General features: G+C 70.3%; 19 protein-coding genes, 1 tRNA gene and 1 riboswitch. Of the genes, 6 read left to right on the plus strand and 14 right to left on the minus strand.

Features of this window, described 5'->3' with window-relative positions; genetic code table 11:
• Positions 1-129 precede the first annotated feature (129 nt).
• The 3 genes from OG202_RS20240 (at position 130) to OG202_RS20250 (ending at position 4,030) form a co-directional block, all read left to right on the plus strand.
• The gene (locus OG202_RS20240) at positions 130-1,215 is read left to right on the plus strand and encodes an SGNH/GDSL hydrolase family protein (protein WP_327729377.1); all 1,086 of its coding nucleotides are present in this window, start codon (positions 130-132) and stop codon (positions 1,213-1,215) included.
• 519 nt (positions 1,216-1,734) lie between these two features.
• On the plus strand, positions 1,735-2,952 hold the full coding sequence (locus tag OG202_RS20245; protein ID WP_326582290.1) for an acetyl-CoA C-acetyltransferase: 1,218 nt from the start codon (positions 1,735-1,737) through the stop codon (positions 2,950-2,952).
• 295 nt (positions 2,953-3,247) lie between these two features.
• On the plus strand, positions 3,248-4,030 hold the full coding sequence (locus OG202_RS20250) for a hypothetical protein (RefSeq protein WP_326585793.1): 783 nt from the start codon (positions 3,248-3,250) through the stop codon (positions 4,028-4,030).
• Between the two features lie 168 nt (positions 4,031-4,198).
• Here OG202_RS20250 and OG202_RS20255 read toward each other — a convergent pair whose 3' ends face one another.
• On the minus strand, positions 4,199-4,510 hold the full coding sequence (locus OG202_RS20255; RefSeq protein WP_326582289.1) for a hypothetical protein: 312 nt from the start codon (positions 4,508-4,510) through the stop codon (positions 4,199-4,201).
• A gap of 103 nt (positions 4,511-4,613) precedes the next feature.
• On the opposite strand from OG202_RS20255, the gene OG202_RS20260 reads away from it, so the two are divergent.
• Entirely contained in the window at positions 4,614-4,844 is a 231-nt protein-coding gene (locus tag OG202_RS20260) for a DUF4287 domain-containing protein (protein WP_033524870.1), read from the plus strand.
• Between the two features lie 79 nt (positions 4,845-4,923).
• On the opposite strand, the gene OG202_RS20265 is transcribed toward OG202_RS20260, so the two are convergent.
• The 3 genes from OG202_RS20265 to OG202_RS20275 form a co-directional block, all read right to left on the minus strand.
• Positions 4,924-5,805: a Bax inhibitor-1/YccA family protein gene (locus OG202_RS20265; protein ID WP_326582288.1), complete on the minus strand. Its 882-nt coding sequence runs from the start codon at positions 5,803-5,805 to the stop codon at positions 4,924-4,926.
• Between the two features lie 233 nt (positions 5,806-6,038).
• Complete coding sequence (locus OG202_RS20270; RefSeq protein ID WP_327729375.1) at positions 6,039-6,302, minus strand: hypothetical protein; 264 nt, start codon at positions 6,300-6,302, stop codon at positions 6,039-6,041.
• A gap of 244 nt (positions 6,303-6,546) precedes the next feature.
• Positions 6,547-6,629: transfer RNA gene (locus tag OG202_RS20275), tRNA-Leu, on the minus strand.
• 496 nt (positions 6,630-7,125) lie between these two features.
• On the opposite strand from OG202_RS20275, the gene OG202_RS20280 reads away from it, so the two are divergent.
• Positions 7,126-7,896, plus strand: coding sequence for an ABC transporter ATP-binding protein (locus tag OG202_RS20280; RefSeq protein ID WP_327729374.1), 771 nt, complete (start codon positions 7,126-7,128; stop codon positions 7,894-7,896).
• Positions 7,897-8,003: 107 nt separating this feature from the next.
• Positions 8,004-10,544: an ABC transporter permease gene (locus OG202_RS20285; protein ID WP_328223243.1), complete on the plus strand. Its 2,541-nt coding sequence runs from the start codon at positions 8,004-8,006 to the stop codon at positions 10,542-10,544.
• A gap of 161 nt (positions 10,545-10,705) precedes the next feature.
• Here the strand turns inward: OG202_RS20285 and OG202_RS20290 are convergent, their stop codons facing one another.
• From OG202_RS20290 to OG202_RS20335, 10 genes are all read right to left on the minus strand, one after another.
• Positions 10,706-12,007: a class I SAM-dependent methyltransferase gene (locus OG202_RS20290; RefSeq protein ID WP_328223244.1), complete on the minus strand. Its 1,302-nt coding sequence runs from the start codon at positions 12,005-12,007 to the stop codon at positions 10,706-10,708.
• A gap of 382 nt (positions 12,008-12,389) precedes the next feature.
• A complete protein-coding gene (locus OG202_RS20295; protein WP_328223245.1) occupies positions 12,390-13,781 on the minus strand; it encodes an NAD(P)/FAD-dependent oxidoreductase in 1,392 nt (463 codons plus the stop codon).
• A gap of 504 nt (positions 13,782-14,285) precedes the next feature.
• The gene (locus OG202_RS20300; protein ID WP_326582282.1) at positions 14,286-15,227 is read right to left on the minus strand and encodes a Ppx/GppA phosphatase family protein; all 942 of its coding nucleotides are present in this window, start codon (positions 15,225-15,227) and stop codon (positions 14,286-14,288) included.
• Positions 15,224-15,892 (minus strand): DUF501 domain-containing protein, encoded by a 669-nt coding sequence (locus OG202_RS20305; protein ID WP_328223246.1) that lies wholly within the window; start codon positions 15,890-15,892, stop codon positions 15,224-15,226. Before OG202_RS20305 ends, OG202_RS20300 begins: the two co-directional genes overlap by 4 nt.
• A 57-nt stretch (positions 15,893-15,949) precedes the next feature.
• Positions 15,950-16,432: an FtsB family cell division protein gene (locus OG202_RS20310; protein WP_327732231.1), complete on the minus strand. Its 483-nt coding sequence runs from the start codon at positions 16,430-16,432 to the stop codon at positions 15,950-15,952.
• Between the two features lie 168 nt (positions 16,433-16,600).
• On the minus strand, positions 16,601-17,881 hold the full coding sequence (gene eno / locus OG202_RS20315; protein WP_327732230.1) for a phosphopyruvate hydratase: 1,281 nt from the start codon (positions 17,879-17,881) through the stop codon (positions 16,601-16,603).
• Between the two features lie 474 nt (positions 17,882-18,355).
• Complete coding sequence (locus tag OG202_RS20320) at positions 18,356-19,051, minus strand: transglycosylase family protein (RefSeq protein ID WP_326582280.1); 696 nt, start codon at positions 19,049-19,051, stop codon at positions 18,356-18,358.
• A 4-nt stretch (positions 19,052-19,055) separates the two neighbouring features.
• Positions 19,056-19,255, minus strand: a riboswitch (cyclic di-AMP (ydaO/yuaA leader).
• A 182-nt stretch (positions 19,256-19,437) separates the two neighbouring features.
• The gene (locus tag OG202_RS20325) at positions 19,438-20,505 is read right to left on the minus strand and encodes a transglycosylase family protein (RefSeq protein ID WP_327729370.1); all 1,068 of its coding nucleotides are present in this window, start codon (positions 20,503-20,505) and stop codon (positions 19,438-19,440) included.
• Between the two features lie 194 nt (positions 20,506-20,699).
• On the minus strand, positions 20,700-22,025 hold the full coding sequence (locus OG202_RS20330) for a cytochrome P450 family protein (protein WP_327729369.1): 1,326 nt from the start codon (positions 22,023-22,025) through the stop codon (positions 20,700-20,702).
• Positions 22,022-24,127: a tetratricopeptide repeat protein gene (locus OG202_RS20335; protein WP_328223247.1), complete on the minus strand. Its 2,106-nt coding sequence runs from the start codon at positions 24,125-24,127 to the stop codon at positions 22,022-22,024. Before OG202_RS20335 ends, OG202_RS20330 begins: the two co-directional genes overlap by 4 nt.

The raw sequence follows: 24,127 nt of genomic DNA on the forward strand, positions 1-24,127 counted from the left end.
TCGTGATGTTCCGCCAGCCTAAGCCCCGCCCTCACTCTTCCTCTCCCTGTTCACCTGCCGTCGGGATTGGCCGAGGGCCGGTACGGGGCAATGAGTGGGTGTACGGGTACGAGGAGGTGGCGGCGACGGATGTCGAGCATGTCTAGGGCGAGGGTGGCCCGGCGCATCGCGGCGGGTGCGGCGTACGGCGGTGGTGGCATCGGGCTGGTCGGTGCGGCTGCCATGGGTGTGCTGCTGGCCGAGGTACGGATGGCCAAGCGGGTCGTGGGCAACGGGCACAGCCCGCATCCGCCGAGCGCCGAGGGCCTGTACGGACGCGCGTACGGCAGCCGGTACGGCCGCCCGTACAGCTCGTACGGCAACGCGTACGACGCCCCCGACGATCCCCCGCTCCGGCTCGTCATGCTCGGCGACTCCACGGCCGCCGGTCAGGGTGTCACCCGGTCCCGGCAGACCCCGGGCGCCCTCATCGCCGCGGGGCTCGCGGCGGTGGCCGAGCGCCCGGTGCGGCTGCGCAACGTCGCGCTGCCGGGCGCCCAGTCGGACGACCTCGACCGGCAGGTGGCCCTGGTCCTGGAGGACCCGGCCCAGGTCCCCGACGTCTGCGTGATCATGATCGGCGCGAACGACGTGACCCACCGGATGCCTCCGACCCGCTCGGTCCGTCACCTCTCCGCGGCCGTGCGGCGGCTGCGGACCGCCGGGGCCGAGGTGGTGGTGGGCACCTGTCCCGACCTCGGCACGATCGAGCCCGTGCAACAACCGTTGCGCTGGCTCGCCCGCCGGGCCTCACGGCAACTGGCGGCCGCCCAGACGATCGGAACCGTCGAACAGGGCGGCCGCACCGTGTCGCTGGGCGACCTCCTCGGCCCCGAGTTCGAGCAGAACCCCCGCGAGCTGTTCGGCCCCGACAACTACCACCCCTCCGCGGAGGGGTACGCGACAGCGGCGATGGCCGTCCTGCCGACGGTGTGCGCGGCGCTGGGCCTGTGGCCGGCGGAGGAGGAGCGGCCGGACGTCAGCCGCCGCGAGGGGTTCCTGCCGGTGGCCCGCGCCGCCGCCGAGGCCGCGTCCGAGGCCGGCACCGAGGTGACGGCCGCGATGCCTACGGGGCCGCGTGGGCCTTGGGCTCTGCTGAAGAGGCGGCGTCGGCGTCGGGTGCCGGTGCCGGACCCGGCCCCCAGCGCCGCCGCGGAGGCGCAGCCGGGCGCCTAGTGACTCGGGAGTACCTGTGCGTTGACGACCGCGGGCCCGGTGGGGGCTGGTCGCGCAGTTCCCCGCGCCCCTGAAAGACCAGGCCCCTACGGGCCTGGAAGACGACGGACCGGTAGGTCTGGCAGACGACGGCCGCGAGGCCTGGCAGACGACGGGCCGGTAGGTCTGGCAACGTCGGCCAGAGGCCTGGAAGGCGACGGGCCGGGAGGCCTGGCAGACGACGGACCGGTGGGCCTGCAAGACGACGACCGGGAGGCCTGGCAGACGACGGACCGGTGGGCCGAAAAGCATGGGGCGCAGCCCCTGCTTTTCAGGGGCGCGGGGAACTGCGCGACCAGCCCCCACCGGCCCCGCACCCGCCACACCACCCGCACCCCCGAGTCATGAGGCGCTCCCACCAAAAAGCAAGCGCTTAGAAAAGTGCGGCCGGAGTCACACCCGCCATACCGTGACCCTGACCATACGTACGGGTAACTTCCCCCACAGCCCTGCTTTCCGTCGCATGCCAATGGAGCCGTGATGCCCGAAGCCGTGATCGTCTCAGCCGCCCGCTCCCCCATCGGCCGCGCTTTCAAGGGCTCGCTGAAGGACCTGCGCCCCGACGACCTGACCGCCACGATCGTCGGGGCCGCCCTCGCGAAGGTCCCCGAGCTGGACCCGAGGGACATCGACGACCTGATGCTCGGCTGCGGCCTCCCCGGCGGCGAGCAGGGCCACAACCTGGGCCGTATCGTCGCCGTCCAGCTGGGCATGGACCACCTGCCGGGCTGCACGGTCACCCGTTACTGTTCCTCCTCGCTGCAGACGTCCCGCATGGCCCTGCACGCCATCAAGGCCGGCGAGGGCGATGTCTTCATCTCGGCCGGTGTGGAGGTCGTCAGCAGCACCGCGCGCGGCACGAGCGACATCCCCACCGCCCGCAACCCCCTCTTCGCCGACGCCGAGGCCCGCACGGAGGCCGTCTCCAAGTCGGTGGGCGCCTCCTGGCACGACCCGCGCGAGGACGGCCTGCTCCCCGACCCCTACATCGCGATGGGGCAGACCGCCGAGAACCTGGCCCGCCAGTGGGGCGTGACCCGGCAGGACATGGACGAGTTCGGTGTCCGCTCGCAGAACCTCGCCGAGGAAGCCATCAAGAAGGGCTTCTGGGAGCGCGAGATCACCCCCGTGACGCTGCCCGACGGCACGGTCGTCGCCAAGGACGACGGTCCGCGCGCGGGCGTCACCCTGGAGGCCGTGCAGGGCCTGAAGCCGGTCTTCCGCGAGGACGGCCTGGTCACCGCCGGCAACTGCTGCCCGCTGAACGACGGCGCCGCCGCCCTCGTGATCATGTCCGACACGAAGGCCCGCGAGCTGGGTCTGACCCCGCTCGCCCGGATCGTCTCGACGGGCGTCTCCGGCCTCTCCCCCGAGATCATGGGCTACGGCCCCGTCGAGGCGTCGAAGCAGGCCCTGTCCCGCGCGGGCCTCACCGTCGACGACATCGACCTGTTCGAGATCAACGAGGCCTTCGCCGCCCAGGTGATCCCCTCCTACCGCGACCTGGACATCCCGCTGGACAAGCTGAACGTGAACGGCGGCGCCATCGCCGTCGGCCACCCCTTCGGCATGACCGGCGCCCGCATCACCGGCACGCTCATCAATTCCCTCCAGTTCCACGACAAGCAGTTCGGCCTGGAGACGATGTGCGTCGGCGGCGGCCAGGGCATGGCGATGGTCATCGAGCGCCTCAGCTGACCGAGCACACCCGCGCGGAGCCGTGACCGTACGGACGCGCACCGTGATGCTGTGGCCCGGAGTCCCGGATTCTGCGGGGCTCCGGGCCGTTTTGTGATCCAATCTCCCCCAGGATGTGACCTATCTCCCGCCGGAGAGCGATTTACGCAGCTCAGAGCCGTTTCACCACCAAACATCGGGACCAGATTCCTGCCCGTTTCGTGACGTTACGCACTGACAGCTGGTTAGTCCGCCCTTCAAGCTGATGTAGGAAGTCGGGGGTCGACTTTGAACCGGGAGTACGTCAGTGAGCGCCATGCCGATCGCCTTGCTGCTCGCCACGGCCGCCACCGCCGCCGTGGGCGTCGCCGTCCTGCGCACCCTCTCGGGGCTGCGCCGACAGGTCGCCGCCTTGCGCACCGAGCTGGCCGAGAGCCGGGCCGCCGGGCCGCGCGCCCTGGTACCGGCCGCCCGTCCGGCCTCCGACACGGAGGAGATACGCGCCGCCGTCGCCGAGGCGCTCGCCGAGGAGCGGGAGCGTGAGCTGGCCGAGGCGCGGGCGTTCTGGGCCGCCCAGGAGTCCCGTGACGTCTCGGACACGCCGTCCCTGCTGGGACTGCCCGACAGTGAGCTGTTCCTGCCCCGGCAGTCCGATTTCGCGGGTCTGGAGCACCTGGAGCCGGTGATCGAGCCGAGCCTGGAGGGCGACGAGTTCGCCGGGGAGTCCGCGGAGCTGGCAGCGGCCCGCCGCCGTCACCCCTCGCACCCCGATTTCGTGCCGGTGCAGTCACCTGTCACCAACGACCACGAGCGCACGGTCGCCTGCCTGGAGGACCTCGCCGCGTCCCGCACCGAGCTGACCGACGTCCGCCCGGGCCCCCTCGGCACCCTCGATGTCTACGTCTTCGCCGACGGCACCACCCTGTGCATGACCCCCGGCCACCGCGAAACCGCCGAACGCCTCGCCGGCGCCCTCCACACCGGCGACACCCCCGTCCTCCTCGGCGGCTCGGGCATCTCCGGCGCCTACACCCTCACGTTCCAGTGCGGCGACGACATGGTCTACATCCTGGCGGACAGGGTGATCGCGTCGCTGTAGGGCCGTGTGCCGCAGGCCGTGTGCCGCAGGGCCATGTGCCGCAGGCCGTTCTCGACTGCCGATGAAGGGCAGCCGCGCCCTTCGGGGGCGCGGGGAATCGCCCGATCAGCCGCCACGCACCCGCAGCCGCCCGATCACCACGCTCCCCGAGCTCATGGGCACCCGATCTCAGACCGCGGCCCTCCGCTGAGCCTCCTCCACCAGCCCCACAGCCTCCGCCAGCTCCCCCTCGTCGCCCAGAACCAGCGCGAGATCGTTTCCGGCGACCGTAACCTGATCAGCCGCCGCGAACATCCCCACGTCCGGCATCTCGTGCAGAGGCCCTTCCGGGGACTCCAGCCGCTGGGCACGCAGTGCCAACTCCCTGGCCAGGGCCAGCGCCTCCGCGGCGGCGCCCCGCTGCAGCCGGCTCTGCGGAGCCGCCCGCAACCGGTCGGCGAAATGGTCCACGGCACGGGTCAACGGCGTCGTATCAAGCACGCCGCGAGCGTACGCGCCCCTACCGGACTGTTGCCAACAGGCCGCCACTCAGGCAACGTGACCTGAAGGACCGGCTTACATTCCCTTTCGTCCGGAGGCGCCGATGTCCCAAGTCTTCTCTGAGGAGACCCATCGCAACCTGCTCGCCCGCATCCCCCATTGCACCGGTCGTGAAGTCTCCGACTGGATCCGCAAAGTCGACGAAGGCCCCGCTCTCTTCAACTTCGAGGAGAAGGTCAGCTGGCTCCGGCACGAGTACGACCTCGCGTACGGCCACGCCAAAGCGATCATTCACGAGTACGACCTGAGGAGGGCCGCGCGGAAGCTCCGCTGAAGCCGCCGGAAACTACGAAGGGCCCCCGAACCTCGCGGTTCGGGGGCCCTTCAACGGTTGGGCGGTCAAGCCCCCGCTTCTAGTCGTCGCCGCTGAAGATGGCGACCAGGCGGAGCATCTCGACGTAGATCCACACGAGGGTCATGGTCAGGCCGAACGCGGCCAGCCAGGCCTCCTCGCGCGGGGCGCCGTAGGCGATGCCGTCCTGGATCTGCTTGAAGTCGAGGGTCAGGAAGAACGCGCCGAGCAGGATCGCGAGGATGCCGACGACCGCGCCGAGCGGGCCCATGCTGCGCAGTCCGCCGTCGGGGGCGAGCCCGAAGACGACGAGGAGCAGGTTGACCGCCATCACGAGGATGAAGGCGATCGCGATGGTCATGCCGATGCGGGCGTACCGCGCGGTGACCCGGATCCAGCCGGCCTTGTAGACCAGGAGAGTGGCGCCGGAGACGGCCATGGTGCCGAGCACCGCCTGGAAGGGCGCGCCGCTCCACTGCGTGTTGAACATCTCGCTGAGCACGCCGAGGAAGACACCCTCGAAGGCCGCGTACGTCAGGATCAGCGCGGGCGAGGCCTTGCGCTTGAAGGACTGCACCATCGCCAGGACGAACGCGATGAGCGCGGCGCCGATGGCCAGGCCGTAGCTCGTGGGCGACACCGGCAGAAGGGCCCAGGCGAGGACCGCGCCGACGACGACCGTGCCGAGCGTCATGGCCGAGCGCATGACGACGTCGTCCATGGTCATGGCGCCCGTGCGGGCCGGGGCCTGCGGCGGGACGCCCTGCTGCACGTCCTGTTGGGCGTACGGGTTCGTCGCGTACGGGTTGCCACCCTGCTGGGCGTAGGGGTTGCCCTGGGTGCCGACAGCTGCTCCCCCGGCCTGCGGCGCGGTGTTGAAGCCCGCGTGGCCGTTGTCGCGGCTGAACCCCCGTCGCGAGAAGACCGGGTTGCTGCTCCTCATTTCACTCCTCCATGGCCACCCATCGTGGCCTTGGCTCAAGAGTAATAGGTAGGCAAAGGATTGACTCTACTGCTTGGGGAGGATCTTTCCCTGCCTTGTCATCGAACACGCTACGCGTCTCCGTGATTCCCCCGCCCCACACCCCTCAACCCATGACCAACCCGGTACAAGCCCGCGATCCCCCGGAGATCAACCACCACCCTCACCCCGTCAGCCGATCCCGCTCCCAGGGGTCAGGAGGTGACGTCTCCGCCCTGCGGACCGTCGCTCCGATACCGGCCGGGCTCGATGTCCTGCCCGACGATGAAGGTGCCGTCGCCGGGGAACTCGTCGGCCGTGGGTTTCTTCGCGGCCCCGGCACGGGTGCCACTCGGCGTGGAAGCCGCCTCGGGCACCGTCGCGCCCGTCGGCGTCGCGGTGACCGTCGCCGTCGGCCGGGCGGCGCCACCGCCCTTCGAGTCTTCTCCGACGGCGAGACCGATCGCCGCGCCGATCACGATCCCGAGCGAGGCCGCGCCGCCGTGAGTCAGGAGTCTTCTCCATGGCGACGGGGGCCGGCCGGACGGCGTGGTGGACGAAGAGGCCCACTGCGGCCCGCGGGGCTGCCTCAGTGGGCCTCCCGGGGGTCCCGAAGGAGTGCCGGGGGTCATGGAGACAGCGTGCGCTCGGGGAGTGCGGGGCACATGTCGCCCTGGGCGGTCTGTAGGGGGGTGGGGGGAAATGTTCAGGGTTGATCGGAGGTGCCCGGAACCGGACTTGAACCGGTACGCCCGCGAGGGGCAGCGAGGTTTAAGCTCGCCGTGTCTGCATTCCACCATCCGGGCAGGCCATGGGCTCCGCGCTGAGCTTTAGAGCCTATCGGGACGCTTCCCCCGAACAGTCGACGAGCGGACCGATGTTGTCTTATTTTATTGACGTCTGAGGGTGCATCAGCCCACGGAACACGCCATCCGCACTTGCCAATAGCCTTTCGGACGCCTCGCCCGGGCGTATGCGGAATGACGGAATTTCACCGCCCGAACGAGCGGCCGCACCGAGTACGCACGTGGTGACGCGGTGACTCGTGTCGGTCATGGCGTCCCGCAGAGCCCTCGCGGCCCGCCCGCCGTCATACCCAGGTATGACGCGACGCCCGTCCGTCCGTCAGAAGTCTGCCCCCGGAACCAGAACAGCGGCTGACTACACGGCGCCCCTCGGTCGCGACGATGGAGGCATCCACGAAACGAACGGCCTCCGGCATGCCCCTCGGCACGTCGGGGCGCGCCTCCGGCCGTTCCTCGAACACCCCAAACGCCGTCGTCCCGACAGGAGTTCCCACCCGTGACCACCACTCCCCTCGCCGACCGGGCCACCACCGTGGCCGCCCGCGCCACGGAACTCTCGAAGGTCTACGGACAGGGCGAGACCCGGGTGGTCGCGCTGGACCAGGTCTCCGTCGACTTCCGGCAGGCCCAGTTCACCGCGATCATGGGCCCCTCGGGGTCCGGGAAGTCCACGCTGATGCACTGCGTCGCGGGCCTGGACACCTTCTCGGCCGGCTCCGTCCGCATCGGCGAGACCGAGTTGGGCTCCCTGAAGGACAAGCAGCTCACCAAGCTCCGCCGGGACAAGATCGGCTTCATCTTCCAGGCGTTCAACCTGCTGCCGACGCTGACGGCGCTGGAGAACATCACCCTCCCGATGGACATCGCGGGCCGCAGGCCGGACAAGCAGTGGCTGGACACCGTGATCCGGATGGTGGGCCTGGCCGACCGGCTGAGCCACCGGCCCGCCCAGCTCTCCGGCGGCCAGCAGCAGCGCGTGGCCGTGGCGCGGGCGCTCGCCTCGCGGCCGGACATCATCTTCGGGGACGAGCCGACCGGAAACCTCGACTCGCGTTCGGGCTCCGAGGTGCTGGGCTTCCTGCGCAACTCCGTACGGGAGTTGGGGCAGACCGTGGTGATGGTGACGCACGACCCGGTGGCCGCGGCGTACGCGGACCGGGTCGTCTTCCTCGCCGACGGACGCATCGTGGACGAGATCCACGAGCCCACGGCCGACTCCGTCCTGGACCGCATGAAGAGGTTCGACACCAAGGGCCGTACGAGTTAGGGGAGTTCGCGGAGTTCGCTGCGGAGTTCGCTGCGGAGTTCGCCCGGCAGACAGCGCTCGACCACCCACCACCGCCACCCCTCCGACCCCTGACAGGGACCCCACACATGTTCCGTACCGCCCTGCGCAACGTGCTCTCGCACAAGGCCAGGCTTCTCATGACCGTGCTCGCGGTGATGCTCGGCGTCGCCTTCGTGTCGGGCACGCTGGTCTTCACGAACACCGTCTCGGACGCGCTCCAGAAGAGCTCGGCCAAGGGCTTCGACCACGTGGACGTCGCGATCGGGGCGGGGTACCGCCCGGACGAGGGCGACAGCGTCGCGGAGCAGCCGAAGCTGACGCCGGAACTGCTCAAGAAGGTCGAGCGGGCGCCCGGCGCCGAGTCGGCGATCGGTGTGGTGAGCGGGTTCACCGCCCTCGCCGACAAGGACGGCAAGCTCATCGGCGGCGGCTTCCAGTCGCAGGGCGGGAACCTCTGGGGCACGGACGACCCCCGGTACCCGATCCTGGACGGCGGCCGGGCGCCCAAGGGCGCGAACGAGATCGCCATCGACTCGCAGACCGCCGAGCGCGCCGGGTACGAGGTGGGCGACACCATCCGTCTCTCCGTCGACGGGCCGGTCCTCACGCCCACCATCAGCGGGATCTTCACGACGGACGACGGCAACGTCGCGGCGGGCGGCAGCCTCGCCCTCTTCGACACGCCGACCGCGCAGAAGCTCTTCCACAGGGAGGGCGAGTACGACGAGATCGACGTGACCGCGGCGGCCGGGACCAGCCAGGCCCAGCTCCAGACGGCCATCGACAAGCTCCTCCCCGAGGACACCGCCTACACCACCACCGGCCAGGAGCTCGCCGACGACCAGGCCACGCAGATCGCCGCGGAGATGAGCGGCCTGAAGAACGCGCTGCTGGTCTTCGCCGGGATCGCCCTGTTCGTGGGCACGTTCATCATCACCAACACCTTCACGATGCTGGTCGCCCAGCGCACCAAGGAACTGGCCCTGCTGCGCGCGGTCGGTGCCTCCCGCCGCCAGGTGACCCGGTCCGTGCTGATCGAGGCGTTCGTCGTGGGTGCGGTCGCCGCGGTCACCGGTCTCGCCGCCGGTGTCGGCATCGGCGCCGGGATGCGGGCCCTGATCAGCACCCTCGGTGAGACGGTCCCCGACGGCCCGCTGGTGGTCTCCCCCGGCACGGTCGCCACCGCCCTGCTCGTCGGCGTACTCATCACCATGGTGGCCGCCTGGCTGCCGGGCCGCCGCGCGGCGAGGATCCCGCCGGTCGCCGCGATGAGCAGCGTCCACGCGAAGGCGACGACCAAGTCGCTCGTCGTACGGAACACGATCGGCGCGCTGTTCGCCGGCACGGGCGTCGCCACCGTCCTGTACGCCACCACGATGGACGGCTCGGACGGCCAGGCCCCGATGGGTATCGGCGCCGTGCTGCTGATCATCGGCGTCTTCGTCCTCACCCCCCTCCTCTCCCGCCCCCTGATCGCGGGCGCCGCCCCGCTCATGCGCGTCTTCGGGATCTCCGGCAAGCTCGCCCGGCAGAACTCCGTCCGCAACCCGCGCCGCACCGCCGCGACGGCCTCGGCGCTGATGATCGGCCTGACGCTGATCACCGGTATGACGGTGATGGCGGGCAGCCTGCAGCAGTCCATCGCCAGGATGGCCGCCGACGCGATCAAGGCGGACTACGTCGTCTCGATGGCCAACGGCAACTTCCTCTCCCCCGACGTGGAGAAGAAGCTCTCCACCACCGAGGGCGTCACCGCCGTCTCGCCGCTGCGCAACGCCGAGTCCCGCATCGGGGGCGAGACCGAGTACCTCACCGGGGTCAACGGCTCGGCGATCGGAAAGCTGACCGACCTCCCCGTCGACAACGGGACGTTCAAGGTGAGCGGCTCGGACGTCGTCGTGGACGCGGACACCGCCGAGCGGCGCGGCTGGAAGGCCGGTTCGGAGTTCACCGCCGGATTCCGGGGCGGTGAGAAGGAGAAGCTGACGGTCGCCGGGGTCTACGAGAGCAACGAGCTGATCCGGGGCATCCTCCTGGACAACGCGACGCTCACCGAGCGGCTGCCGGCCGCCGCCGACCCGGCCGACATGATGGTCATGGTCAAGACCTCGGCCGGCGCCTCCGACGCCACCAAGGACCGGCTGGAGAAGACGCTCGGCGAGAACCCGGCGATCAAGGTCCAGAGCGGGCAGGACCTCTCCGACGACATCGCGAAGATGTTCACGCTGATGCTGAACATGCTCTACGGCCTGCTGGCCATGGCCGTGATCGTCGCCGTCCTCGGGGTCATCAACACCCTCGCCATGTCGGTCTTCGAGCGCTCGCAGGAGATCGGCATGCTCCGCGCGATCGGACTGGACCGGCGGGGCATCAAGCGGATGGTCCGTCTGGAGTCCCTCGTCATCTCCCTCTTCGGCGGTGTCCTCGGTATCGGCCTCGGCGTCTTCTTCGGCTGGGCCGCCGGCGAACTGATCGCCAGCAGGATGCCCACGTACGAACTGGTCATTCCCTGGGCCCGGATGGCCGTCTTCCTCCTGCTGGCCGCCACGGTCGGCATCCTGGCCGCGCTGTGGCCGGCCCGCCGCGCGGCGAAGCTGAACATGCTGGCGGCGATCAAGTCGGAGTAGCCGCGCGGGAGGCGTGACAGCAGACGGGCGGGCCCCCGTTCCGCAAGGGAACGGGGGCCCGCCCACGTCCGTGTGCACAGTGCCGCACGAGAGCCCCTCACGCCCGCGTGCGGCCCCGGTCCACGCGCCCGTACAGGGCCGCTCACACCCCGTACGGGCGGTCAGGTTCCCCAGGTCCGGGCCCTGAGCGGGAGCCCCGACGCACCCCCTTCCGGGGGCCGTACGGCCAGTACCTGGTTGACGCCGAGGTGGTTGCGTTCGAAGCCGAGGGCCGAGGCGGCCATGTAGAGGCGCCAGACGCGGGCGCGGCCGGGGCCGACGAGGGCGACCGCGTGGGCCCAGCCGGCTTCGAGGTGGGTGACCCAGGCGCGCAGGGTGAGGGCGTAGTGCTCGCGCAGGGACTCCACGTCGCGGACCTCGAACCCGGCGCGTTCGAGCTGGGTGACGGTGGTGCCGATCGGGGCGAGTTCGCCGTCCGGGAAGACGTACGCGTCGATGAAGCCGTCGACGGAGTAGGTGCTCTCGTCGCGCTGCGGCCGCCGGGAGATCTGGTGGTTGAGCAGCCGTCCGCCGGGGGCCAGGAGCCGGTACAGGTCCTCGGCGTACGCCAAGTACTTGTCCGCGCCGACGTGTTCGGCCATGCCGACGGACGAGATCGCGTCGTAGGGGCCGTCGGTGACGTCGCGGTAGTCCTGGACGCGGATCTCGACGCGGTCGGTGAGGCCCTCGTCGGCGACGCGTTTACGGGCGTACGCGGCCTGCTCCTGGGAGAGCGTGACGCCGACGACGCGCACGCCGTACTCGCGGGCGGCGTGCACGGCCATGGAGCCCCAGCCGCAGCCGACGTCGAGGAGCCGCGCGCCCGGGGTCAGGCCGAGTTTGCGGCAGATGAGGTCGAGCTTGTCGTGCTGGGCGGCTTCGAGGGTGGCGGTGCCGTCGGCGGCCGGCCAGTAGGCGCAGGAGTACACCATCGACGGGCCGAGGACGATCTCGTAGAAGTCGTTGCCCACGTCGTAGTGGTGGCTGACGGCCCGTCTGTCGGTGTGCCTGGTGTGCCGGTGGCGGGCGCGGACCTCCTCGCGCGGCGGTTCGGGCGGGAGGAGGACGGCCGGGCCGGCCAGCTTCAGCAGGCCCTTGACCGCCGCCCGGACCTCCGGGTCGCGCAGGGCGTCGGTGAGGCTCCGGGCGTCCTCGTCCCGCTCCCACACGTGTCCGGCGATCAGGTCCAGTACGGCGTACAGGTCGCCGTCGACGCCGAGGTCACCGGCGACCCAGGCGCGGGCCAGGCCCAGTTCGCCCGGCTTCCACAGCAGCCGGCGCAGGGCCCTGCGGTTCCGTACCACCAGTGCGGGGGCCTCCGGGGGGCCGGCCTCCGAACCGTCCCATGCCCGCAGCCGGACCGGGAGCGGGGCCCCCAGCACCTGCTCGAACAGGGCCTTCAGCCGCGACGCGGCGTCCTGCATGGCGCACACCTCCGTGACGAGAGATCCCGGAATGTCCAACGCCACGGTAAACACGGGTGGGGGTCTGCCGTAGTCCCGCCGTGAGGTGTGTTGTCCGGCCGCGGGTCCGGTGGGGCTCCTCGCGCAGTTCCCCGCGCCCCTGAAAGATCAGGCCCTGCGGGCTGAAAAGCACGGGGCGCAGCCCCTGCTTTTCAGGGGCGCGGGGAACTGCGCGAGCAACCACGACGCGACCCGCACCCGCCGACGTACCGCACCGCACCGCACCGCACCGCACCGAGCTCTCCCGCGTCACGGACCCAAGAGTCTCGGGAACGCCGAAGGACCCCCCGCACCACGGATGGCGGGAGGTCCTTCGGGTCGGGCGGAGGGTGACCGGGAGGGGTCAGGAGGCCTTGGCCTTCTCCTCGGTCTTGGTCTTGGCCGGAGCCGCAGCGACCGGCGCCGGCTTGGCGGCCTCGTAGAACTCCTCGCGGGGAGTCTCGATGGCACCGAGGGAGACGACCTCGCGCTTGAGGAACATCGCGAGGGTCCAGTCGGCGAAGACACGGATCTTGCGGTTCCAGGTCGGCATGGCCAGACCGTGGTAGCCACGGTGCATGTACCAGGCGAGACGGCCCTTGAGCTTGATCTTCATCTTGCCCATGACGATCATCGCGACGCCCTTGTGGAGGCCGAGGCCCGCCACCGCACCCTTGTTGGAGTGCGCGTACTCCTTCTGCGGGAAGCCCCGCATGCCGGAGACCACGTTGTCGCCGAGGACCCGGGCCTGGCGCAGCGCGTGCTGCGCGTTCGGCGGGCACCAGGCGTTCTCGACGCCGGCCTTGCGGGCGGCGACATCCGGGACCTGGGCGTTGTCGCCCGCGGCCCAGATGTAGTCGGTGCCGGTGACCTGGAGGGTCGGCTGGGCGTCCACGTGGCCACGGGGGCCGAGCGGGAGGCCGTAGCGGGAGAGGACCGGGTTCGGCTTGACGCCGGCGGTCCAGACGATCGTGTTGGAGTCGACCTCCAGGCCGTTCTTCAGCACGACGTGGCCGTCGACGCAGGAGTCCATGGAGGTGTTGAGGTAGACCTCGACCCCACGGCCCTCCAGGTGCTCCTTGCCGTAACTGCCGAGCTTCGGGCCGACCTCGGGGAGGATCTTGTCGGCGGCGTCGACGAGCACGAAGCGCATGTCCTCGCGGGCCACGTTCTTGTAGTACTTCGCGGCGTCGCGCGCCATGTCCTCGACCTCGCCGATGGTCTCGGCGCCGGCGAAGCCACCACCCACGAAGACGAAGGTCAACGCCTTGCGGCGGACGTCCTCGTCGGTCGTGGAGTCGGCCTTGTCGAGCTGCTCAAGCACGTGGTTGCGCAGGCCGATGGCCTCCTCGATGCCCTTCATACCGATGCCCTGTTCGGCGAGGCCGGGAATCGGGAAGGTGCGGGAGACCGCGCCGAGCGCGATCACAAGGTAGTCGAAAGGCAGCTCGTACGCCTCGCCGACCAGCGGGGCGATCGTGGCGACCTTGCGGTCCTGGTCGATGGTGGTGACCCGACCGGTGAGGACCTCCGCCTTCGGCAGCACGCGTCGCAGCGGGACGACGACGTGCCGGGGGGAGATGCTGCCGGCGGCGGCTTCGGGGAGGAAGGGCTGGTAGGTCATGTACGACCGGGGGTCGACGACCGTGACGGTCGCCTCGCCGTAGCGCATCTTCTTGAGGATGCGCCGAGCTGCGTACAGGCCTACGTACCCACCGCCTACTACGAGGATCCTGGGACGCTCCGTGGTGCTCATGCCATCGAGTATGTACCCGCCATCCGGGGGTCGCTCGTGCGCCCCTTCACAAGCTTCCCCACGCCCTCTGCTACACTGCGCGGCCCCCGTGACCCAGGTCATGGCCCGAGGCGGGAACCCCCCTGTACGGCGCGTCGCTGTCAAGGCCGCGTGAACTGCCGTTCCGGCCTCACGGACCCCCTGTGGACACCCCGGACCGGCCCCCGTTTTCACACGGACGAGACCCCCGCGAAACGCCCTCGGCGACCCCCTGTTGCCCCCTTCGGACCCCCGAAGGCTCTGCGGAGCCTCAAAACATCGCTCAACTGGGCCGATTCTCTTGTGAAGAACTTCACGAAGTTTCTCGGCGGGAGGTCGACGAGGGGTACCGGAGCACCCCTCGGACGCGCTCATACGTTATCCGAACAGCTCAAGCGAGGCTACCGGCGAGTAGTGAACACGTGCTCACAAGCGCCGCCGGGCGGCCGGGAGAGCCCCGAAACCCGCCCGGGACCGACTCGGCACTCAGGCCACGGACCAGGCGATTCCGTCCAGAATGTCGTGTTCGCTCACCACGACCTCCGGTGCGCCGATCCGCTCCATGATGGCGAGGAGGACCAGGGCGCCCGCGGCGATCACGTCCACGCGCCCGGGGTGCATCGACGGCACCGCCTCCCGCTCGGCGTGCTTCGACCGCAGCAGCCACTCGGTGATCTCGCGGACGCGGTCGTGGGAGATCCGGGAGTGGTGGATGGCGACCGAGTCGTAGGCGGGCAGATCCTGGGAGATCGCGGACAGGGTCGTCACCGAACCGGCGAGCCCGACGAGGGTGTGCGCCTCGCGCAGCGGGACGTCCCGCTCGGCGAGGTCCAGCGCGGCCTCGATGTCGGCCCGGATCGCGGCGATCTGCTCCGGCTCGGGCGGGTCGACGACCACGCCGTCCCGTACCAGGTGCCGCTCGGTCAGCCGTACACAGCCGATGTCCACGGAGCGGGCGCCGCGCACCCGGTCGTCGCCGACGACGAACTCGGTGGAGCCGCCACCGATGTCCACGACCAGATACGGCCGGGCGAGGTCGGCGCGCCCCATCAGTTCCTTGGTCGCGCCGGTGAAGGAGAACTCGGCCTCCCGGTCGCCGGAGATCACCTCGGGCTCGACGCCGAGGATGTCGAACACCCCACGGACGAACTCGTCCCGGTTCTCGGCGTCACGGGAGGCGGAGGTGGCGACGAAGCGGACCCGCTCGGCGCCGAGCTCCTTGATGACCGCCGCGTACTCCCGGCAGGCCGCGAAGGTCCGCTCCAGCGCCTCGGGGGCCAGCCGGCCCGTGCGGTCGACGCCCTGGCCGAGCCGGACGATGATCATCCGCCGGTCCAGCTCGACGAGTTCACCGGTCGCGGGGTCGGCGTCGGCGACGAGGAGCCGGATGGAGTTCGTACCGCAGTCGACGGCGGCGACACGGGTCACTGGTCGTCCTCCTTCGACGCGTCGTCTTCCCTCGACTTGTCGGCATCCTTCGACTTGTCGGCATCCTTCGACTTGTCGGCATCCTTCGACTTGTCGGCATCCTTCGACTTGTCGGCATCCTTCGACTTGTCGGCATCCTTCGAGGGCTCGGACGCGGGCACCACGCACGGGCCCTTCGCCCACCACTCCGGCAGCATCGCGATCGCCTCGTCGCCCAGCGGGTTGACGCCGGGCCCGGCCGCCAGCGAGTGCCCGACGAGGACGTGCAGGCACTTCACGCGGTCCGGCATGCCGCCCGCGCTCGGGAAGCCCTGAAGGACCTCGATCTCGTCGCGGCGGGCGATGTAGTCCTCGTGCGCGGCCCGGTACGCGGCGGCCAGCTCGGGGTCCGTCGCCAGCCGCTCCGTCATCTCCTTCATCACGCCGTTCGCCTCCAGCGTGCCGATCGCGGAGGCCGCGCGCGGGCACGTCAGGTAGTACGTCGTGGGGAAGGGCGTTCCGTCCGGCAGGCGCGGCGCCGTCTCGACGACGTCCGGCTGCCCGCACGGGCAGCGGTGCGCGATCGCGCGCAGCCCGCGCGGCGGGCGGCCCAACTGCTGCTGGAAGGCCTCGACGTCGGCGTCGGTCGGCTCGGTACGCGGGGTGGGCGGCGGAGGGGTCTGCATAACCTGCTACTCAAGTCCTCGGTGTGGCTCATCGGTTCACGGTCACGGGGTGGCCGTTCAGCTGTCGGCGGCGTCGGCCTTGTCGACCCCGTCCCAGACATTGGTGTACCAGGGGCGGTCGGCCGCCCCCTGGGTCGTACGGGACTGCTTCGCCGCGTCCGGGTCGATCATGGTGTAGCCGGTCTCGCCCGGCATCACATAGTGCAGCCGCTCCCGGATGCGCTGCGCGGCGTACGCGTCGTCCTGCCAGCGCGCCTTGAGGTCGCGCAACTCCTCGACCCGCTCGCGCGCCTCCTGGCGCTGCCGCTGCATGTCGGCGATCTCGGCGCGCTGGGAGACGTACTGCCTTATGGGATAGGCGAGCGCCACGATCATCGAGCAGAGGACGAGGGCGAGCAGTGCGGCCCGGCCGGTCAGCCGGGAACGGCGGGCCTGGCGCTTGGTCTGGGAGCGGTAGACCCGGGCGGCCGTCTGCTCACCGAGCACCTTCAGCCGGGTCGCGGTGGAGAAACGGTCCCGGTCCCGGTCCTTCACGGCCATGTCCCGCTTCCCCTTCTTCAGTGCGTCCTGCGTGTCTCCCACGCGCGTACGTCCCCGCACACGGTACGGGACCGGTACGGGGACGTACGTACGACTGGCTCAGGCTTGGCCCTCAACGGCTCAGCCCTCGCTGTGCCCGTGGTCCGCGGAGCGGACGTGGGGGAAGGCTCAGCCCTTGAAGCGGGGGAAGGCGGAGCGGCCGGCGTACACCGCGGCGTCGTCGAGGATCTCCTCGATGCGCAGCAGCTGGTTGTACTTGGCGACGCGGTCCGAGCGGGCCGGGGCGCCGGTCTTGATCTGACCGCAGTTCACCGCGACGGCGAGGTCGGCGATGGTGACGTCCTCGGTCTCGCCGGAGCGGTGGGACATCATGCACTTGAAGCCGTTGCGCTGGGCCATCTCGACGGCGTCCAGGGTCTCGGTCAGCGAACCGATCTGGTTCACCTTGACGAGCAGGGCGTTCGCGGAGCCCTCCTCGATGCCACGGGCCAGGCGCTCGGGGTTGGTGACGAACAGGTCGTCACCGACGATCTGGACCTTGTCACCGATCTTCTCGGTGATGGTGTTCCAGCCGGCCCAGTCGTCCTCGTACAGCGGGTCCTCGATGGAGACGAGCGGGTACGCGGAGACGAGCTCCTCGTAGTACTCGGTCATCTCGGCGGCCGAGCGGGACTTGCCCTCGAACTCGTACTTGCCGTCCTTGTAGAACTCGGACGCGGCGACGTCGAGCGCGAGCGCGATCTGCTCGCCGGGTACGTAACCGGCCTGCTTGATGGCCTCGAGGATGAGGTCGAGCGCGGCGCGGTTGGACTCCAGGTTCGGGGCGAAGCCGCCCTCGTCGCCGAGGCCGGTGGACAGGCCCTTGGTCTTCAGCACCTTCTTGAGGGTGTGGTAGACCTCGGCACCCCAGCGCAGGGCCTCGGAGAAGGACTCCGCGCCGATGGGGGCGATCATGAACTCCTGGATGTCCACGTTGGAGTCGGCGTGCGAGCCGCCGTTCAGGATGTTCATCATCGGAACGGGCAGCAGGTGCGCGTTCGGGCCGCCCAGGTAGCGGAAGAGCGGCAGGTCGCTGGCCTCGGAGGCGGCGTGGGCGACGGCGAGGGAGACGCCGAGGATGGCGTTGGCGCCGAGGGAGCCCTTGTTGTCGGTGGCGTCCAGGTCGAACATCGCCTGGTCGATCAGGCGCTGCTCGGTGGCGTCGTAGCCGACGAGCTCCGGGCCGATCTGCTCGATCACGGCGAGGACGGCCTTCTCGACACCCTTGCCGAGGTAGCGGTTGGGGTCGCCGTCACGGAGCTCGATGGCTTCGAAGGCACCCGTGGAGGCGCCGGACGGGACGGCGGCACGACCGGTGCTGCCGTCGTCGAGGCCGACCTCGACCTCGACGGTGGGGTTGCCTCGCGAGTCGAGGATTTCCCGGGCTACGACGACGTCGATGGACGGCACGAGCATCTCCTTCATGGGATGTGACGCTGGTTGTGCGGGGCCGCTTGGGCCTTGCGACTAGAGCCTAACCGCCCCCGGGCCGTCGGCAGCCGACCGACCGTCCCGTGGACAGACAGACCGTACCCATTGTTTCAGGTCGGAACAAAGGGGGGTGGGCGAGAAAGTGAACAGAAAGAGGGAGAGGCGAGGAAGAGGCGAGGAAGAGGAGAGAGGGAGTGGCGAGGGAGGCGGGCATGAAAAAGCCCCGCCCCGGTGCGTACGGGGGAATGCGCACCGGGGCGGGGAGCCCGTGGGGACGGGGGGACGGCCCTCACGAGGTCTTCACTATGGAGGACACGGATGTGAGCGGGCTGTGGTTCAGCTGGAGAGCGGCTCGATTTTCGGCCCGGCTGAACCCGCCCCGCCCCGCCTGCCCGGCCGTGGAGGCGGCCGTGGGGATGGCAGGCGGCCGGCGGCCGGCGCGATCGCCGTGGGTCAGCTCAGGTGGAGCTGCTGGCCCGGGTAGATGAAGTCGGCGTCGTCGATGATGTCCTTGTTCAGCTCGAAGAGCTTCTCCCAGCCACCCTTGACGTTCTTCTTCTCGGCGATGGCGCTGAGGGTGTCGCCGCTGACGACCTTGTACTCGCCGTCGCCCTTCTCGACCTTCTTGCCGGTCGGGGTCTCGACGGTGGCGCGCTCGGAGGAGCGGGAGGCGCGGGTCTCCTGGCTGCTCTTCTCGGTGCTCTTCTGGGTGCTCTCCTGCGAGGAGGAACCGGAGTCCGAGTTGCCGCTGGAGGCGGCGGCGCCGTCGTACGAGGCGCTGGACAGGCCGGTGCCGCAGACGGGCCAGGCACCCTTGCCCTGGCCCGCGAGGACCTTCTCGGCGATCGCGATCTGCTGGGCCTTGCTCGCCTGGTCGGCGGTGGAGGCGTACTGCGTACCGCCGTAGGCGGCCCAGGTGGAGGCGGAGAACTGCAGACCGCCGTAGTAGCCGTTACCGGTGTTGATGGACCAGTTCCCGCCGGACTCGCACTGGGCGACGGTGTCCCACTCGGAGGCGGTGGCGGCGGAGGCGCTGCCGGCGACCATCAGCGGAGCGGCGATGGCGGCGGCACCGGTGACACCGGCGACGGCGATGGCGCGAGCCGCCTTGGACGGACGGCGGTGCTTGCCCTTGCTGGAAAACAGCATGGAGTGATCCCCTCACCGACGCCTGCGAGGTGAGCTGTCGGGTTCGGGCCGGTTGAGTTGCCCGGCCGCGCCCGCTCGCCTTTCGGCTCACATGGCGCGGCTTCACCCCGAGCCGGTTCCGGACGTGCGCCCCCGAAGGGCCGCAACCACCGGACCCGGCACTTACCTTGGGTCCCCCGCTCCTGCCTACGGCGCTTGACGCGACGACTGTTCCATGCGGCCGTTGGCAGGATTCGGCGTACCGACCGCAGGGGCCCGCTGTGGCGAGCGGTCACGACCGTAGACACGTGATTCGCCGGATTTCAAAGACGATCAGGGGGTCTGTGATTCATCTCCCATGGAGATCAAAACGGGCATTCAGGGGCGAACCGTGACTTGAACTGCCGCTACTTTTCGCCCGTTTCGACACCGACTTCGAGGGTCTGACCGGGAAGGATAAGGTCCGGGTCAGTTCCGACCGTGGCCTCGTTCTCGGCGTACAGCTCCCGCCACCCGCCGCCCAGGCCGAGCGAGTTCACGATGCCCGTCAGACTGTCGCCCGCCTGGACGGTGTACGCGCCGTCGACGACCTCACGCGCCGCGTCGCCATCACGGGAGGCGTGACGGCCGGAGGACGCGGAGTCGGTGCGGGAGCCGTCGGCCGCGTCCGTGCCGGCCTCGGTGTCCGCGTCGACGCCCTCGTCGGCACTGGCGCCGCGATGACGGCCGGTGCCACCCTCACTGTCGTCCGCAGCCGAAGAGCTGCCGCTCTGACCCGACTTGTCCGAGTCTGCGCTGCCGGAGCCGGTGGAGCCGTCCGAGTCGGTGCCGGTTCTGGCCTTGGTGGAACCCTCGAAGACATCGGCGGACGATTCCGACGATTCGGACGATTCGCTCGACCCGCGGGAGCCGCTGGAGCCGGTGGAGTCCGTCGATCCGGTGGAGTCGGTCGAGTCGGCCGACTTGCCCGACTTGGCCGCGTCGGCCGCGTCCGTCGAGGCGGACGAATCCGATGTATCGGATGAACCTGACGAACTGGACGAATCCTCAGAGTCCGAGGAGTCGTCCGCGACGCCCGTGTCCACGTCGGCGGAACCGGAGTCGCCTCCGAGGTTGTGGAGGAGTCCACAGGTGGCCCAGACGCCGACGCCCTGGTCGGCGAGCACCTTCTCGGCGACGGCTATCTGCTGCGAACGGCTGGCCTGGTCGGCGGTCGCCGCGTACTCCAGACCGCCGTACTTCTCCCAGTTCGCCTGGGTGAGCTGAAGGCCGCCGTAGCGTCCGTTCCCGGTGTCCGCGCTCCAGGAGCCACCGCTCTCGCACTCCGCCACCTGGTCCCAGGTGGTTCCGCCGGCCGCGCTCGCGCCGGTGGCGCCGAGGAGTGGAATCGCGATGGCCGAGCCGGTCACTCCCGCCGCGACGAGGAGGGCCGGAGCCTGACGGGGGCGACGGTGACGACCGTTCCCGGAGAGCATGCGGTTGCCTTTCACACGACAGCAGTGGCCTGTGCGACGGGCGTGGTGACCTCTTCGCACTGACGTGTGAACGTAGCCGCAGTCGATCAGTTGTCACAAGTTAATGCAGCGTAGATCACGTGAAGATCACAGACTTGAGGGAGTGTCATCTTCTGACACGGAATGGGGTATGACTACGGCCCGCCCGGGTACGACTACGGGTTGCTCACAAACCCGGTCACCGGCCGCTCCCGCGGGGTGAATTCGACCGGAAGCGTGCGCAATCCGCGCATGATGAGCCCTCCTCGCCACCTCAAATCGGCAGAATCCCCCGCCAGTCGCAGGTCGGGGAGGCGGGTGAGGAGCGTGGCCAGCGCGGTCTGTCCTTCGAGGCGGGCGAGGGGGGCGCCGAGGCAGTAGTGGATGCCGTGGCCGTAGCCGAGGTGCTGGTTGTCCCGGCGGGAGAGATCGAGGGTGTCGGGGTCGTCGAAGCGGGCCGGGTCGCGGTCGGCCGCCGCGAGGACGACGAGGACGGGGTCGCCGGGGGCGATGTCCTGCCCGCCGAGGGTGAGGGGTTGGGTCGCGAAGCGCCAGGTGGCGAGTTCGACGGGGCCGTCGTAGCGGAGGAGTTCCTCGACGCCGGTTTCGAGCAGCGCGGTCTCCCGCGCGGCGAGGGAGTCCTGGAGGCGGGTGCGCTGGTCGGGATGGGTGAGGAGGGCGTACATGCCGTTCCCGATGAGGTTGACGGTCGTCTCGAACCCGGCGAACAGCAGGATGAACGCCATCGCCGCGGCCTCGTTCTCGGTGAGGTGCTCGCCGTGGTCGGAGGAGCGGATGAGCCCGGAGATGAGGTCCTCGCCGGGGGCGGGGTGCTCGGTGAGGGCCTCCCGCTTGCGGTGGATGAGGTCGGCGAGATAGCCGCGCATCTTCTTGACCGACCGGGCCACCCCTCCCCTCGGCCCACCGCCGTGCCGGATCATCATCCCCGCCCAGTCCCTGAAGTCGTCCTGGTCCTCCCGGGGGACGCCGAGCAGGTCGCAGATCGCGTAGATGGGGAGGGGGAACGCGAACTCGTGGATGAGGTCGGCTTCGCCCTTGTCCGCGAACCGGTCGATGAGCTGATCGGTCAGCTCCTGGACCCGGGGGGCGAATTCGGCGACCCGGCGGGGCGTGAAGGCCTTGGAGACGAGGCGGCGCAGCCGGGTGTGGTCCGGCGGATCGATGTTGAGGAGATGCGTCATCAACTCGGCCTTGCGCTCCCCGGGAATGCCGGTCTTCCCCCTGGCGTGCGCGGGCTCGTCGTGATGCGCCGGGTTCTTGGACAGACGCCCGTCGGCGAGAGCCTGCTTCGCGTCGGCGTAACGGGTGACCAGCCAGGCCTCCACACCACTGGGCAGACGCGTCCGGTGAACGGGGGCGTGGTCTCGGAGCCAGGCGTACGCCGGGTAGGGGTTGGTGGCGAACTCCCAGGTGAAGAGGGCGGGAGCGGCGCCGGTCCCCTGGGGGGTGCCGGTGGGGGTGGGTGCGGGCTGGTTGGTCACTCGTCGACGGTAGCGGGCGGGTCCGATGGGGGTGACGGCAGTTCACCCAGCTGCATCTTGGCGTCGTAATGACCTTGCTGTGCGGCTCTGCGGAACCACACCGTGGCTTCGTCTCCTGCACCGGCCTGCAGGAAGAAGGCACCCAGCAGGAACGCGGCCTCGCCGCTGCCTCGCAGGGCGGCCTGGGTGAGGACGGCCTCCGCCTCCTCATGGGATCCGGATCTGTGGAGGAAGCTGCCCAGTGCCTGGGGCGCCACGGAGTAGCCCTCCGCCAGTAATCTGCGCAGGAGGTGCTCCACTTCCTCGTCATGGTTCGTCCAATGATCCAGAAGGATCGCAAGGTTGAACACCGCCAGCGGGTCCCCCAGGGCGGCACCGCGACGGAGCCAGAACTCGGCGTCCTGAGGTCGGTTCCAGTTCATCATCAGCGTGCCGAGGCTGGCGGCCACCGCCTCATGACCGGCATCGAACGCCTTGACGTACCAGCGAAGAGCCTCGATCGTGCCTCCGCTGCCGACCAGCAGCTTGCCCAACTCGTGTGCCGCCCTGCCGTCACCGCTCTCGGCCGCGACACGCAACCATCGCTCGGCATGGGCCCGGTGAAGCCGACCGACCTCGCGCGCCGCCGTGACGCTGCCGCTCTCCGCCGCGGCGTGCAGGTACCGAAGCGCGGTCATCTCGTCCCCGGTGTCCAGCAGCCGCGCCGCCCAGTCCTCGGCCGCGCGGGCGTGGCCCGCGTCGGCCGCTCCGCGCAACAGGGTCTCGTGCTCCTCGCCACCGACGCGGTCGGCGAAGGCGAACATCAGCTCCGCGTCCCCCGCCTCGAACCGCCGGTGCAACGCCGCGCGGGCCGCGTCGAGCACGGCGGCGCGGTCGATCGGCGCTCCGTCCTCCGTCGCGTCGAGCAGCAGCCACCACACGCCGTCCGGGACCGTGTCCAGGTCCTCCGACCTCAGCGCCTCCGCGACCAGTGCCCCGTACGCCCGCCAGGTGTCGGTCTCCTCCCCCGCCACGAGCAGCCCCGCGACCCCGAACATCGACGTCGTCGCCCAGGCGAGGGCGTCCTCGAACGACTCACGCTCCTCGTCCCCGTACTGCTCCTGGACCCGTCGCAGCAGCTCGACCGGTACGGCACCCGTGACTCCGCACCGCGCCAGGTCCACCGCCGCCCGGACCAGCAACTGCCCGCGCGGGTGGCTCGTCCGTGTCCCCTCACGCCGCCACTCGTCGAACAGCAGGTGCCCGACCGCGAAGTACGACGCCGCGCCCTCCTCGCCGCTCCACATGTACGCCGGGTAGGCGCGCGGGTCGTCGTGGGCCGCCAGGCGCTCCAGCTCGGCCTCGCTCCACCGGCGGGGCAGGTCCACCGTGCGGGCCATGGCTATGGCGCGGTCGCCGGGGGTGTCGCCGGAGCGGCGGCGGTAGTACTCGTCGGGACTCATCGTGCCGAGCAGGACCGCGCCCAGGCCGGTGAGCCGCGCCAACATCCTCGGGTCCAGGCCGTCTTCGCCGAGGTGGTCGGTCAACTCGTCGAGCCAGACGATGTACTGGCCGGGCTCGCCCTTCAGCGCGGCGAGCAACCCGCGCAGGTCCTCGCCGGGGTCCGGCGCGTACAGCCGGTGGCCCGCCAGACCCCGCACCCCGTGCCACGCGGTGTACGACTTGCCCGTGTACGGCTCCCCCAGGATCAGTACGAGACCACGGTGTGCGAGCTTGGCGCGCAGTTCCTCGTCACAGTCGCGGGGGACGTACGGCGGTACGTCGGGCTGGCCGGGTACGTGCTGGGTGAGCCGTACGCCGAACTCCAGCGGTTCGGCGTCGGTCACCGGCCGCCAGTCCGCGGGGGCGGGGATGTGGGCGTAGTAGTGGTGCTCCGCGGCGGTGACCCGGTCGTTGAACGTGGCGTCACGGAAGTCGACGTGGTCACCGGTGTACTGAGATCCCGTCAGGGTGTCGCCGCTGGTGCGGGCCTGGATGACGGGTGCGGTGAAGGTCCCGCCCGTGATCGCGTTGGTGATGTCGCCGCCGGCGGCGACGGAGCCGCTTCCGCCGGCCTCCACGGAGCGCTCGCCCCCGGTCCTGTCGTCCGACTCCCGTCCCAC

Source organism: Streptomyces sp. NBC_00310 (genome assembly GCF_036208085.1).
Classification (GTDB): Bacteria; Actinomycetota; Actinomycetes; order Streptomycetales; family Streptomycetaceae; genus Streptomyces.

What these genes read in the sequence shown, in the direction of transcription:
- OG202_RS20310 (WP_327732231.1), bottom strand. Translation starts at nt 16,432, where the DNA reads ATGGCCGTGAAGGACCGGGACCGGGACCGTTTCTCCACCGCGACCCGG.
- OG202_RS20290 (WP_328223244.1), bottom strand. Translation starts at nt 12,007, where the DNA reads ATGCAGGACGCCGCGTCGCGGCTGAAGGCCCTGTTCGAGCAGGTGCTG.
- OG202_RS20295 (WP_328223245.1), bottom strand. Translation starts at nt 13,781, where the DNA reads ATGAGCACCACGGAGCGTCCCAGGATCCTCGTAGTAGGCGGTGGGTAC.
- OG202_RS20305 (WP_328223246.1), bottom strand. Translation starts at nt 15,892, where the DNA reads ATGCAGACCCCTCCGCCGCCCACCCCGCGTACCGAGCCGACCGACGCC.
- OG202_RS20245 (WP_326582290.1), top strand. Translation starts at nt 1,735, where the DNA reads ATGCCCGAAGCCGTGATCGTCTCAGCCGCCCGCTCCCCCATCGGCCGC.
- OG202_RS20260 (WP_033524870.1), top strand. Translation starts at nt 4,614, where the DNA reads ATGTCCCAAGTCTTCTCTGAGGAGACCCATCGCAACCTGCTCGCCCGC.
- OG202_RS20240 (WP_327729377.1), top strand. Translation starts at nt 130, where the DNA reads ATGTCGAGCATGTCTAGGGCGAGGGTGGCCCGGCGCATCGCGGCGGGT.
- OG202_RS20265 (WP_326582288.1), bottom strand. Translation starts at nt 5,805, where the DNA reads ATGAGGAGCAGCAACCCGGTCTTCTCGCGACGGGGGTTCAGCCGCGAC.
- OG202_RS20250 (WP_326585793.1), top strand. Translation starts at nt 3,248, where the DNA reads ATGCCGATCGCCTTGCTGCTCGCCACGGCCGCCACCGCCGCCGTGGGC.
- OG202_RS20320 (WP_326582280.1), bottom strand. Translation starts at nt 19,051, where the DNA reads ATGCTGTTTTCCAGCAAGGGCAAGCACCGCCGTCCGTCCAAGGCGGCT.
- OG202_RS20325 (WP_327729370.1), bottom strand. Translation starts at nt 20,505, where the DNA reads ATGCTCTCCGGGAACGGTCGTCACCGTCGCCCCCGTCAGGCTCCGGCC.
- OG202_RS20285 (WP_328223243.1), top strand. Translation starts at nt 8,004, where the DNA reads ATGTTCCGTACCGCCCTGCGCAACGTGCTCTCGCACAAGGCCAGGCTT.